This is a genomic window from Alkalihalobacillus trypoxylicola, assembly GCF_001590785.1.
In the GTDB taxonomy this organism is placed as follows: domain Bacteria; phylum Bacillota; class Bacilli; order Bacillales; family Bacillaceae_D; genus Alkalihalobacillus; species Alkalihalobacillus trypoxylicola.
In genome coordinates, this window is the sequence record NZ_LTAO01000012.1 from 546653 (window position 1) to 559264 (window position 12612).

The window sequence follows — 12612 nt, forward strand, 5'->3', positions numbered from 1 at the left end:
ATGTCAACTGTTCTAAACGGAATTGCTGCATCTTCTGGTGTTGCAATTGCAAAAGCTTTCGTACATGAAGAGCCTGATTACAGCATTGAGTTAACTAAAGTAGAAAGCAGTGAAGATGAGATTGCTCGTTTAGAAAAAGCTCTTGCTGTTTCAAAGCAAGAGCTTTCGGTTATTAAGGATAAAACGGAAAAAGAGTTGGGTCCTGATAAAGCCGAAATTTTTGCTGCTCATTTACTCGTTTTATCTGATCCAGAATTAGTAGATGCGGTCAAAGATAAAATTAAAAATGAATCATGTAATGCTGAATTTGCATTAGATGAGATTGCGAATATGTTCATTTCAATGTTTGAAAATATGGATAATGAATATATGAGAGAGCGAGCGGCTGACATCCGTGATGTTACAAAACGAGTGTTAGGCCACTTATTAGGTTTAGAAATAAAACCCCTTTCTACAATTGCTGAACCAACCATTATTATTGCTGAAGATTTAACACCGTCTGATACAGCTCAACTTAATGTCAATTATGTAAAAGGATTTGCAACCAACATTGGTGGTCGTACTTCCCATTCAGCGATTATGTCTCGTTCTTTAGAAATACCTGCAGTTGTCGGTACAAAAGAAGTGACATCGAAAGTGAAAAATGGCATGACGATTATTGTTGATGGAATAGATGGAGATGTTATTATTGAGCCATCTGAACAGGAATTAAGCGTATATGAAGAAAAGAGAAATCAATTTCTTCAACAAAAGCAAGAGTGGGCTAAGCTTGTTTCTGAGGCTACCGTTACGAGTGATGGAGCATCGGTTGAGCTAGCAGCTAATATTGGAACTCCTAAAGATTTAGAAGGAGTTATTAGCAATGGAGCAGAAGGTGTAGGGCTATATCGAACTGAGTTTTTATATATGGGACGAAATGAGCTACCTTCTGAAGAAGAACAATACGAAGCTTACAAGGCTGTTTTAAGTGGAATGGAAGGAAAGCCTGTTGTGATCCGAACGTTAGATATCGGAGGAGACAAAGAGCTACCATACTTAGATTTACCAAAAGAGATGAATCCATTCTTAGGTTTTCGTGCAATCCGTTTATGTTTAGAAATGACGGATATGTTCCGTGTTCAGTTACGTGCCCTGTTAAGAGCAAGTGCCTATGGAAATTTAAAAGTAATGTTTCCGATGATTGCCTCATTAGAGGAATTGCGTGAAGCGAAAAAACTTATGAAAGAAGAAGAGGACAAGCTTATTTCAGAAGGTGTGGAAGTATCTGATTCCATTGAAATTGGAATTATGGTTGAAATCCCATCAACTGCTGTTGCAGCCGAGCTCTTCGCTAAAGAAGTAGATTTCTTTAGTATTGGTACAAATGATTTAATTCAATATACAATGGCTGCTGACCGTATGAATGAAAGAGTATCTTATTTATACCAGCCTTATCACCCAGCGATTCTTCGTTTAGTGAAAAATGTCATTGATGCAGCTCACAAAGAAGGTAAGTGGGTTGGTATGTGCGGAGAAATGGCTGGAGATGAAGTTGCGATACCGATTCTTTTAGGACTTGGTTTAGATGAGTTTAGTATGAGTGCAACATCTGTGCTACCTGCTCGTAGTCAAATTTCTCACCTATCAAAGGATGAATTAAGCTCATTTATTGAGAAAGTGTTACAATTAGGTACAGCTCAAGAGGTTGAAGAATTAGTCACACAAACCTATTTAAAATAAGACGACTCTATATGAGAAAGGTAGCTAATTTTTTAGCTGCCTTTCTTTTTATTTCCAATAATCCCCTACTTCATGACCCTACTAGTAATTTTCCTTGATTTTTTTATAGAAAACAGAGAGAATGAAAGTTAGTAAACGGCTCCATGATTGGTATGGCCGAAATGAAGAATAGGTGGTGATAGACATTGCAGGAAGAACAAGTTGTCGAAATTGAACGTTCATTAAGGATGGTTGCACAAATGATTAAACAAAAGGGAAGAGAAATATTAACGGAATTTCCGATTACTCCTCCTCAATTTATTGCGTTACAATGGCTTAGTGAAAATGGTGATTTAACCATCGGTGAACTTTCAAGCAAAATGCATTTGGCTTGTAGTACGACAACAGATCTTATTGATCGTATGGAAAAAAATAAGCTTGTGGAGCGAGTGAAGGATCAAAATGATCGTAGAGTGGTTCGCATACACATGTTAAATATAGGTCAAGAAATTATTGAAGAAGTAGTGCATCAGCGACAAGAATACTTAAGAGAAGTTTTAAACAATTTTTCCAAAGAAGATGTAGATTTTTTAGAAAAGAGTATGAAAGTCTTGTTTGCTGAAATGAGAAATTCAAGAATCAAGCAAACAACTTAGAAATGCAGAGAAAAAGAGGGAAAAGTTTTGGATAAACCAATAGGGGTTATTGATTCAGGTTTAGGTGGGTTAACAGTAGCAAAAGAGCTATTTAGGCAATTGCCAAAAGAAGAGATTATTTATATTGGTGATTCAGCTCGATGTCCTTATGGTCCTAGAACGAATAAGGAGGTACATGACTTTACCTGGGAAATGATTAACCGCCTTCTAGATGAAGGAATAAAGATGCTTGTAATTGCTTGTAATACGGCTGCTGCTGTCGTTTTAGAGGAAGTCAGTCAAACGTTAAGCATTCCAGTTATTGGAGTCGTTCATCCTGGGTCGGTTAGTGCCTTGAAAGTAACCAAAAATCAGCAAATTGCCGTGATTGGTACGGAAGGAACGATTAAAAGCAGGGCATATGAAAAAGAGTTAAAGGCGATCAATAGTTTAATAGAGGTTGAAAGTCTAGCATGTCCGCCATTTGTACCTTTAGTAGAAAGTGGTATATTTAGTGGTGATGGTGCAGAACGAATCGTTCTTGAGACATTGCAACCATTATTCGGAAAGCCTTTTGATACATTAATTTTGGGCTGTACACACTATCCGTTATTAAGGCAGCCAATTGCCAAGGTACTTGGACCTAAAGTGAAGCTTATTTCCTCGGGTGAAGAAACGGCAAGAGAGGTAAGTAGCTTACTTTATTATAAAAACCTTTTGTACACAGGAGAAAGAGCACCTTCTCATCGTTTTCTTACGACTGGTGAGGCTTCTCAATTTAAGCACTTAGCCGACCAATGGCTTGAGATAGATGTAAATGGTGTTCAATCCATTACGCTCACATAAAAAAAGAGAGTTAGAACATAAATCTAACTCTCTTTTTTTGTTGATTTTATTTTGAGCGATAATCATTATGAGTCGGTTTAAAAAGGTCTTCTGTGGACGTACGAACAATCGAAAAATGATCGACATTATAATGACCATGAAGAGTTTGATTATGGTGTTGAATAATTTGGTCGCCACTTAATTGTTCATTATCAGCTGTTGAGTGTCCATCCGCAACTAAGGTAACATCAAAACCATTAACTGTAGCAGTACGGACTGCCGTGTCTATACAATGCTGTGTGGAGCACCCCATGATAACGAGATGGTTAACGTGTTCCTTTTTTAAATGCTCTAACAAGCCTGTTTGATAAAAGGCATTGGTCGCCAGCTTATCGAAAGATTTAAATCGAGCAGGGCGTGTGATTTTTTCATGAATATCAAAGCCTTTCCCCTTTCCTTCTGCAATATCTAAATCCCTAACAAAAATAGTGGGGATGTTTTGGTTTTGGGCCTTTTCTATAACCGAATTAATCGTCACCACTAATTGTTCCTTTCCATAAACAGGTCTTTCCAATTCACTTCCTTCAATTAAATCTTGCTGAGCATCAATGATAAGTAATGCTTGATTCATTTCCTTTCCCCCATTCCTAGACTAAAGCCTTTTCATTCCATAAATTTTGAGAATAGATATGGAAGCTTATTTTTAAAACAAGAGCTTAGGAGCCTACTGACATTTTCTTAAATCCCTTCCATCATAAATGAAATGAAATAGATTGTACAAATTTTTAGATAAGGTTGGTCTATTCTCTACAATAGGCTCGTATATATAAAAGTACAAACTACCTGAGGAGGGAAGACGCATGCGTAAAATGTATCGTCGAGGATTGCCAGTCTTAATAATAGCAACGTTAGCTCTTGGTGCTTGCTCTAATAACTCGAATGAAGCAATGAATGAAATGGATACTCCACCAATTAATTATGTGGAGGATGGTGATTCACTTGATTTAGAAGAGGATTTGAATGGTGCTGATGGTGAAGGGGAAGGGAAGGAAGAAGAACCAGCTGAGGGAACAGAGCCAGATAATGGCTTAGATGATGCAACGGCTGAAGTAGTAGAGCGAGAGGTCTATTTAATTGATGCAAATGGTCTAGTCGTTCCACAGACTATTGAGGTACCGAATGTAGACGGAGTATTAAGGCAATCTCTTGAATACTTAGTTGAAGGGGGACCAGTCTCAGAACTGCTTCCAAACGGATTTAAAGCCGTATTACCGGCAGGGACAGAGGTAAATGTAAATTTAAAAGATGGAGTCGCAACTGCCGATTTTTCTGAGGAGTTCAAGGAATATGACCCAAAGATGGAAAAAAAGGTACTAGAAGCAGTCACCTGGACACTTACGCAATTTGAGTCGGTCGAAAGTGTGAAAATCTGGATTAATGGCTATGAGCAAAAAACAATGCCACAAGCAGGTACGCCAATTGGAGATGGAGTTAGTCGATTAGACGGAATAAACATTGAGACGGGAAGCTTAGCTAATTTAGTAAATACAGAAGATATCACCCTTTACTTCTTAGCTCAAAATGGCGATTATACGTATTATGTCCCTGTGACTAGGAGAGTAAATGTCGATGAAGAGAACCCTTACCTAACGGCAATGAATGAGCTATTGTCAGGTCCACTTCCTCAATCGAGGTTGTTAACTGATTTTAGAACAGGAGTTGAATTATTAGACGAGCCGATGATAGAAGATGGAAAGGTTACGTTAAATTTTAACGATGCCATTTTAAGTGAGCTACAAACAACGGCGGTTTCAGAAACTGTTATTAATATGCTGGCGTTAACATTAACAGACTTAGAGCAGGTCGAAGAAGTTTCATTACAAGTGAACGGTAGTGACCAAGTATTAATGGAAACTGGTAATTTAATCGAAACCGTTTCAAGACCTGCTGATATTAATTATTATAAATATTAAGTAAATAATGAATGTATATAGAAAATTGCCGAGCAAGGGCAAATTCATTATAATAAGTGAGAGACAAAAAGGAAGAGCAGCTTAAGCGTGCTCTTTTTCCTTTTTCCATTTCATTAAAAGCAACTTTAGAATAGAGAGCAGTTCTTGCTACATAAGGAGGAAGTCATGAGAAGTGACGGAAGAGATAACATTCAATTGAGACCAATAACAATAGAAAAAGATTTTACGATTCATCCAGAGGGCTCCGTCCTAATATCTATGGGAAATACAAAAGTAATCTGTTCAGCGAGTATTGAGGACCGGGTGCCACCTTTTTTACGCGGACAAGGAAAAGGCTGGATAACGGCAGAGTATTCAATGCTGCCTCGAGCTACAGAGCAACGAAATATGAGAGAATCGACAAAAGGTAAGGTAACAGGCCGTACGATGGAAATACAGCGCCTAATAGGGCGTGCACTCCGTTCCATTATCCAATTAGAGGATTTAGGAGAAAAAACCGTTTGGATTGATTGTGATGTCATTCAGGCAGATGGAGGAACGAGAACGGCTTCCATTACTGGAGCATTTATCGCTTTAGCTTTAGCTTTGCAAAAAAGTAAAATTGAAAATAAAATCAAAAAATGGCCGATTCAGGATTTTCTAGCCGCTATATCTGTAGGAGTTGACCATAATCATCAGGTTTTACTTGATTTATGCTATGAAGAAGATTCTCAGGCTGAAGTAGATATGAATGTTGTCATGACAGGCTCTCAACAATTTGTAGAGCTGCAAGGGACAGGCGAAGAAGCGACATTTACGAGAAAGCAGTTAAATGAGCTATTAGATGCAGCTGAAGCAGGTATTAATCAATTGATTGAACAGCAAAAGGAAATCTTAGGTGAAGAAATCACACAGCAAATTTTATTGTATAAAAAGGATGATGACAATTGTCTCAGCAAATAATTATAGCTACGAAAAATTTGGGTAAGGCTAAAGAGCTACAAGCCATCTTTGCAGAGGATGGGTGGGAGGTCAAAACATTATTAGACTATCCAGAAGTACCTGATATCGTGGAAGATGGTTCAACATTTGAAGAGAATGCATACAAAAAGGCTAAGACGATTGCAGACGCCTTTGGTCTTCCCGTTTTAGCGGATGATTCTGGCTTAATTGTCGATGCATTAAACGGAGAACCGGGAGTCTATTCGGCTCGTTATGCGGGGGAAGCAAAGGATGACCAAGCCAATATAGAAAAAGTGTTAGAAAATCTTCAAGGAGTGCCAATGGAAAAAAGGACAGCTCGTTTTCATTGTACTCTTGCGTATGTGCAACCATCCGGTGAGCATTACTACTTTAATGGGACATGCCCTGGACTTATTGCAGAATCACCACAAGGAAGTGGAGGGTTTGGATATGACCCTATTTTTTATTTAAAGGAAAAAAATAAGACAATGGCGGAGATCACCTCTGAAGAAAAGAATAAAATAAGTCATCGAGCAATGGCTATAAAAGAATTGAAAAAGGATAGGCATCTGATAAAATAAAAAAAACGATGCTAGATAGAAAAGGTAGGGTTCAATAGGAGAGGAGTATAAATAATGAAATGGTTAATAATGAGTGATAGCCATGGCTGGAAAGAAGAGCTATCACCTGTCGTTCAAAGGCACGAACAAGAAGTTGATTATATCATTCATTGTGGTGATTCTGAGCTTTATGAGGACCATCCTGCACTGGAAAAAATGATGGTAGTGAAAGGGAACTGTGATTTTGGGGAAGACTTTAACGAAGAGATTGTAAAGGAATTAAAAGGGGTTTCATTATTTGTCACACATGGACATCTAAATCAAGTTAAAATGACGATGACCAATCTAACCTATCGAGCAGAAGAAGTAGGAGCACAAATTACATGCTTTGGTCATACTCATATTGCAACTAGCTTTCAAGAAAATGGAGTCATTTATATTAACCCTGGTAGCATCCGTTTACCAGTGCGACCAAAACGAACACAAACCTACGTCATTTGTGAAATCGAAGATAATCGAGTGAAGGTTGAATTTTATACTAGACAAGGAGAAATCCTTCCCGAACTAACGAATGAGTATACATTAGCTTAAAGAGGGGACGGTTCATGAAGAGTATGAGTTATCACTTTAAATAGTGATAACCCATTAACTCTCTATATGAGGAGCTCATAATAAAAGATGATCAATTAGTTGTCACGGAGAACATATGTGAATATAATTTAATTAGAGCAGGATTAAAAGAATTTCCTAAAAGCCCATTTAATTATTTTAACTATTAATTTTAAAATAGTATTGACTTTAATTCTGTTTTTAGTTATATTTATATACGTCGCTAGTGATTGATGAGCACCAACTCATTCACGCAGACAATGAAAACATGCGGGTGTAGTTTAGTGGTAAAACCTCAGCCACGAGCAAAGCATCTAAGAAAAAACAACGAGTTGTCTCGACGCAATATCTGCAAAGTAAGGCTAGCAGAGGAAGAGACATGAAAAACAAGTGAGTCATCATCAATCTAATTATGCGGGTGTAGTTTAGTGGTAAAACCTCAGCCACGAGCGAAGCATCTAAGAAAAAGCAACGAGTTGTCTCGACGCAATATCTGCGAAGCAAGGCTAGCAGAGAAAGAGACATGAAAAACAAGTGAGTCATTAACAATCTAACATGCGGGTGTAGTTTAGTGGTAAAACCTCAGCCTTCCAAGCTGATGTCGTGAGTTCGATTCTCATCACCCGCTTTCCTATTATATTTTAAAATTTTGTCCCAGTAGCTCAGCAGGATAGAGCAACGGCCTTCTAAGCCGTCGGTCGGGAGTTCGAATCTCTCCTGGGACGCCATTTGAATTATACATAATCCCCTGATATGACAGGGTTTGATACTGATAAGGGATGTTAACACAGATTTAAATACTGTGGGAGCATCTCTTTTTGTCATTTATATATAGTATTTTTTTAGGAATTCTCGCAAGGATTGCAGAATTGTGATTGTTAAATAAATAAAAAATAAGGGATAAATTATAGTTCCCTTATTCTTCAAATTCAAAATAATCGCTATCTATTTTTTTTACAATATATTTCCTTTCTTGACTAACACCGACATTGAATTCAAGCATGTAGCTTCCAAGTTGTTCACCATCTATTAGAACTATCTTTTTTTGTATTCGGTTAATGAACTCTTTTGCTTCTTTAGTGAATTTTGATGTGGTGATAAAAACACCTTTGCGTGCATTTTTTCCTTCCAGACTTCCAGTAAAGGCTTGAATGTCAGGACGCCCAACAGGGTTATTCCAACGTTTAGCTTGTACATAAATTACATCCAAACCAAGTTTATCTTCTTTAATAATTGCATCTACACCATCATCATTACCATAATCTGTAGTTTGTCCGCTACCTATAAAACCACCGTAACCCATAGCAAGAAGTAAATCTAGCACTATAGATTCAAAGTGTTTTGGGGTCACGCTTTTTACTTTCTTTAGTATTTCTAGAGATAATAGCTTATTTATTCTCTTAAATTGTTCATCCATTATTTCATTAGGAGTATTAGTGTCATTTGAGTCTTCATTATCAAGAAAAGAATCAGTAGAAATATCATGCTTAAAATTGTCAATATTTTTTATGAACTCGTTAATCTGTGTTATGCTTGCTACCTTTGGAAATTGTTTCAACACTAACTGGCCTAATTCAGTTATGCGGTATGAATTTGATTCAAGCTGTTCAATTAAACCTGCTACCTGAAGTTCTCTTCTTGCATATCGAGCACGAATTTTGAATTTAGAATCACCGTTGTTTAGGTTAATGTTTTTTTGTTCGACGCTCATAGAAAAAAAGTCTGTTAACCTCTCATTGATTATACTCACATGGTGAATTTGACCATCTTTTAAAACGTACAGATATGGTATGTTTAAATCACGAGGGGTTGGTAAATTCAATGTAAACCTATTTTGAATAAGCTTATTAATCTCATTATATGGAATTGGTTTGGGGTTCTCATCCAAAAAGTTAATTATTTCTTCTTTTTTTAATTGAATGTCTCTAAGTCTTTTTATATAGTGTATAAAGTCAATTGAATCTTCATTAAAATAAGCATTTCCATCATCTATACTTTTAGAAGGTATGTATGCCGAAAAATGGCTATACCAATCTCTTACTGTTGTTCTAGCATAACCACATTTATCTGCAAGTTCTGATATTGTGTATAAATTCATTGATTTTCTCACCTCTTATATTTTTGAAACTTTACTATAAATGTACTATATATTGAGTGTGCTATGTTATATAATTCAAAAAAATATACTCATTACAAGTTTTATTGTTTGAGAGTAATAAAGTGTAGAACAAAGTATCTTCATCTGGAGATAGTTTATAGACTTGTGAGAATGTTTTAAGTGTTGTAAGATTGTGACTTTTAAAGAATTTGTAGAGGGATAGATAAATTAAATGATGTTGTAAAAATTAATGTAGTCTGATATAAAATCAAAGTCAATAGCTAGAGAGGTGAACAAAATGTTTCCAACTTTAGAGACAGAGAGGTTAATACTTAGAGAAATAACAAAAGGAGATACTAATGCTATATTTACTTGTTTTTCCAACGAATTTGTAACTCGTTTTTATGGTCAAGAAACATTATTAAATATTGAACAAGCAGAAGCAATGGTTAATTTTTTTGAAACCAATTATAAGCAAAAAAGAGGTATACGTTGGGGAATTGAAATGAAAGGATACTCAGAAATTATAGGGACTATTGGATTTAATGCGTGGTCACCTAAACATAAAAGAGCAGAAATAGGATATGAAATTCATCCTGACCATTGGGGAAAGGGTTATGCTTTTGAAGCTTTATCCAAAGTAATTCAACATGGTTTTGAAGAAATGCGTCTTACTAGAATAGGGGCAATCGTCTTTATTGATAATATAGCATCCAATAAACTACTATCAAAAATTGGGTTTCGAAAAGAGGGTATATTAAGAGAATATATGTATCAAAACAATCAATCATATGATACCTATGTATATTCATTGCTTAAAAATAAAAGGTAGGACACCTAGTCTATAAAAGGCTTCACCTACTAACAGGCCATTTAAAACTATGATTATGGTATATGCTAGAGCGAAATGAAAATGGTTTTTCTTCATGCATCGAACAAAATTCTACGTTTCATTAAAAAAGTGGTTGAGTACTTGTTTCTTACAATTATGAGAAGGTTTTTCTAAAAAACTTATAAACGAAAAAAAGAATCATGACTATGACTAGTAAAGACGCGATGTCAAAAAAGAGGTCGAAGAATTTAAAATCCCAAACCGTAACATTTACTTTGTCCATTTAAGATGCACACACCTTTGAATTAGTTTTTGAGTTCATTTCATAATTATAAGTAGTTTATAAGTAGATAAAACCGAACAATGATTATCTCGTATGACCACCAAAGAATGAGCGCCGTTTGAAAATCCACTCTGACGACGCTCTGCTTAGTCAGAGTTAGCTGAAGACAAGCCCTTGGGAAAGCAGCTGCCTAAAGTGACAATCATAAATCTAATCGTTCGGTTGTCATTAAAAGATAACAATGATGAAATGGCTTCATTTAATTTAAACATCTTTTTAAAGTAGCTCAAATGCTTATTTACAAATTGTAACAAAAAAATCGCTAATTGTAATCTATTAAGGTTATAAAGGTTTTGTTATGCAGTTTCCTACAAATGAAGCTGAAGCAGTGCTCAGCTCATTATTTTTTGACAATTCAGTGGGATGGTAGCGATTCCGAAAGCCACTTTTAAAAAATGTTCATTCGGCGTCACCTCACCGGACGCCGAGTATCTTATGGGAGCGAAGAGCCCAATACCTATCGTGTGTGGAGTAAATCACCCCCTTATCGTACCAGCCTTCGTTTCAGAATAGATGATTCTAACTGCTGATTTACGCATTTTTGGTAAGTGTCACCCTCCCTCATGTTCAAATTTTTATATATTGAATGAATTTCATCATTGCTTTATAAGTGAACGAATGGTAGCGAATTCACTCTTTGATTGTAACGGTAGGTAGTGACTCCCAAAGGATCAGCGCCGTTTGAAGATTCACTCTGACGAAGCTCTGCATAGTCAGAGTTAGCTGAAGGCAAGCCCTTGGGAAAGCATCTACCTAAAGTGAAAATCAAAAACCAACTCGTGCGGTTTTCATTATAAGATAGAAATGATGAATTTGATTCATTAGAGTAACTTTTATAATTATTAGAATTTTTGTTCTATTTACGAAATAATATGATATACTTATGGCAAAAAAAGAGGTGTTGGAGATGAAATCAATCCAAATTCCTGGTGTTTATAAGCCGGTTACAACTTTGATTCAAGGCTCTGATTATTTTACTCCTTCAAAGTTTGAAAGTGTTTGTGAGGTATTGGACCGTTATGTAGCAAAGGGTGGTACAACGATTGATACCGCTTACATATATTGTGGCGGAGAAAGTGAAGAATCAATCGGTCAATGGTTGGAAGAAAGAAAAAATCGAGAGGATATAGTGATCCTAACAAAGGGGGCTCATCATGATAGACAGGGAGCCCGGGTAAATAAAGAAGCTATTACTCATGATTTACATGTAAGCCTTAAACGATTAAAAACCGATTATATTGATTTATATGCCTTACACCGAGATGACCTGAGCGTTTCTGTGAAAATCATTATAGATACTTTGAATGAGCATATAAGAGCAGGGCGAATTCATGCGATTGGTGCTTCCAATTGGAGTAAGGAACGTATTCAGGAAGCCAATGAATACGCAGCTCGTAATGGGCTAATTGGATTTACCTTCAGCAGTCCTAATTTAAGTTTAGCAAAAGCAAACGAACCATTTTGGCCAGGGTGTATTACAGCAGATGATTCAGATATTCAATGGCATAAAGAGCATCAGCTTCCTTTATTATCGTGGTCTTCCCAAGCGAGGGGATTTTTTACCGGGCTTTATTCAAAAGAAAATAAGAGTAATAAGGATTTAGTTCGTGTATTTTATAATGAGGAAAACTGGGAGCGTTTAGAGCGGGCATCCAAATTAGCTGAGGAAAAAGGAGTAACGACGATTCAAATAGCGCTTGCTTATGTGTTGAATCAATCATTTCCTACATGTGCACTAATTGGTGCTAGAAATGAAGAAGAACTCGATTCATGCTTTGAAGGCTCAAATATCATCTTAACAGATCAAGAAATAGCTTGGTTAAAAGGAGAGGAAGTTATAGCTTAAACGAAAAATTAAAAACGAACCCCTTTTTATTGAATCAAGGAGAATGAATTCTTTCATCACACTTCTTGATTTTTTTCTTTTTAATTTAAAATGGTAGTTATTGGGTAAAGGAGGAGAAGTATTAGTGGGAAAAATTAACGGCTTTTGCATAATAAGGTCGCTGCCAGTTTGAATTTGAAATTTTAAATGAAAAATGATTGACTTCGACATGTTTTTGCATATAATAATCTATATCGTATAAATCATACCTT

General features: G+C 36.2%; 11 protein-coding genes and 2 tRNA genes. 11 read left to right on the forward strand and 2 right to left on the reverse strand.

Features of this window, described 5'->3' with window-relative positions; translation table 11 throughout:
• The 3 genes from ptsP to racE all read left to right on the forward strand — a co-directional run bounded on the left by ptsP (window position 1) and on the right by racE (window position 3179).
• Window positions 1–1719, forward strand: coding sequence for a phosphoenolpyruvate--protein phosphotransferase (gene ptsP, locus AZF04_RS09765; RefSeq protein WP_045480730.1), 1719 nt, complete (start codon window positions 1–3; stop codon window positions 1717–1719).
• A 185-nt stretch (window positions 1720–1904) separates the two neighbouring features.
• A complete protein-coding gene (locus AZF04_RS09770) occupies window positions 1905–2354 on the forward strand; it encodes a MarR family winged helix-turn-helix transcriptional regulator (protein WP_174522650.1) in 450 nt (149 codons plus the stop codon).
• Between the two features lie 27 nt (window positions 2355–2381).
• A complete protein-coding gene (gene racE, locus AZF04_RS09775) occupies window positions 2382–3179 on the forward strand; it encodes a glutamate racemase (RefSeq protein WP_061948541.1) in 798 nt (265 codons plus the stop codon).
• Between the two features lie 46 nt (window positions 3180–3225).
• Here the strand turns inward: racE and AZF04_RS09780 are convergent, their stop codons facing one another.
• Window positions 3226–3789, reverse strand: a complete 564-nt coding sequence (locus tag AZF04_RS09780) for a cysteine hydrolase family protein (RefSeq protein ID WP_061948542.1) — start codon at window positions 3787–3789, stop codon at window positions 3226–3228.
• 229 nt (window positions 3790–4018) lie between these two features.
• Here AZF04_RS09780 and AZF04_RS09785 point away from each other — a divergent pair, with 229 nt between their 5' ends.
• The 6 genes from AZF04_RS09785 (at window position 4019) to AZF04_RS09810 (ending at window position 7970) form a co-directional block, all read left to right on the forward strand.
• Window positions 4019–5131: a GerMN domain-containing protein gene (locus tag AZF04_RS09785; RefSeq protein ID WP_061948543.1), complete on the forward strand. Its 1113-nt coding sequence runs from the start codon at window positions 4019–4021 to the stop codon at window positions 5129–5131.
• A 165-nt stretch (window positions 5132–5296) separates the two neighbouring features.
• The gene (gene rph, locus AZF04_RS09790; RefSeq protein ID WP_061948544.1) at window positions 5297–6073 is read left to right on the forward strand and encodes a ribonuclease PH; all 777 of its coding nucleotides are present in this window, start codon (window positions 5297–5299) and stop codon (window positions 6071–6073) included.
• Window positions 6058–6654 carry an XTP/dITP diphosphatase gene (locus AZF04_RS09795; RefSeq protein ID WP_061948545.1) on the forward strand — a complete coding sequence of 199 codons (597 nt, stop codon included), beginning with the start codon at window positions 6058–6060 and terminating at the stop codon, window positions 6652–6654. Before rph ends, AZF04_RS09795 begins: the two co-directional genes overlap by 16 nt.
• 54 nt (window positions 6655–6708) lie before the next feature.
• A complete protein-coding gene (locus AZF04_RS09800) occupies window positions 6709–7224 on the forward strand; it encodes a metallophosphoesterase family protein (protein WP_061948546.1) in 516 nt (171 codons plus the stop codon).
• A gap of 575 nt (window positions 7225–7799) precedes the next feature.
• Window positions 7800–7870, forward strand: a tRNA-Gly gene (locus AZF04_RS09805).
• Between the two features lie 23 nt (window positions 7871–7893).
• Window positions 7894–7970, forward strand: a tRNA-Arg gene (locus AZF04_RS09810).
• Between the two features lie 188 nt (window positions 7971–8158).
• Here the strand turns inward: AZF04_RS09810 and AZF04_RS09815 are convergent.
• Window positions 8159–9340, reverse strand: a complete 1182-nt coding sequence (locus AZF04_RS09815) for a restriction endonuclease (protein ID WP_061948547.1) — start codon at window positions 9338–9340, stop codon at window positions 8159–8161.
• A gap of 298 nt (window positions 9341–9638) precedes the next feature.
• Here AZF04_RS09815 and AZF04_RS09820 point away from each other — a divergent pair, with 298 nt between their 5' ends.
• Both AZF04_RS09820 and AZF04_RS09825 read left to right on the forward strand, forming a co-directional pair.
• A complete protein-coding gene (locus AZF04_RS09820; RefSeq protein ID WP_061948548.1) occupies window positions 9639–10172 on the forward strand; it encodes a GNAT family N-acetyltransferase in 534 nt (177 codons plus the stop codon).
• Window positions 10173–11422: 1250 nt separating this feature from the next.
• Complete coding sequence (locus AZF04_RS09825) at window positions 11423–12361, forward strand: aldo/keto reductase (RefSeq protein ID WP_061948549.1); 939 nt, start codon at window positions 11423–11425, stop codon at window positions 12359–12361.
• Window positions 12362–12612 lie beyond the last annotated feature (251 nt).

Bases quoted from the DNA above. Each gene is read 5' to 3' on its own strand.
- AZF04_RS09780 (WP_061948542.1), bottom strand. From the start codon at position 3,789: ATGAATCAAGCATTACTTATCATTGATGCTCAGCAAGATTTAATTGAA.
- ptsP (WP_045480730.1), top strand. From the start codon at position 1: ATGTCAACTGTTCTAAACGGAATTGCTGCATCTTCTGGTGTTGCAATT.
- AZF04_RS09820 (WP_061948548.1), top strand. From the start codon at position 9,639: ATGTTTCCAACTTTAGAGACAGAGAGGTTAATACTTAGAGAAATAACA.
- rph (WP_061948544.1), top strand. From the start codon at position 5,297: ATGAGAAGTGACGGAAGAGATAACATTCAATTGAGACCAATAACAATA.
- AZF04_RS09785 (WP_061948543.1), top strand. From the start codon at position 4,019: ATGCGTAAAATGTATCGTCGAGGATTGCCAGTCTTAATAATAGCAACG.
- AZF04_RS09815 (WP_061948547.1), bottom strand. From the start codon at position 9,340: ATGAATTTATACACAATATCAGAACTTGCAGATAAATGTGGTTATGCT.
- AZF04_RS09825 (WP_061948549.1), top strand. From the start codon at position 11,423: ATGAAATCAATCCAAATTCCTGGTGTTTATAAGCCGGTTACAACTTTG.
- AZF04_RS09800 (WP_061948546.1), top strand. From the start codon at position 6,709: ATGAAATGGTTAATAATGAGTGATAGCCATGGCTGGAAAGAAGAGCTA.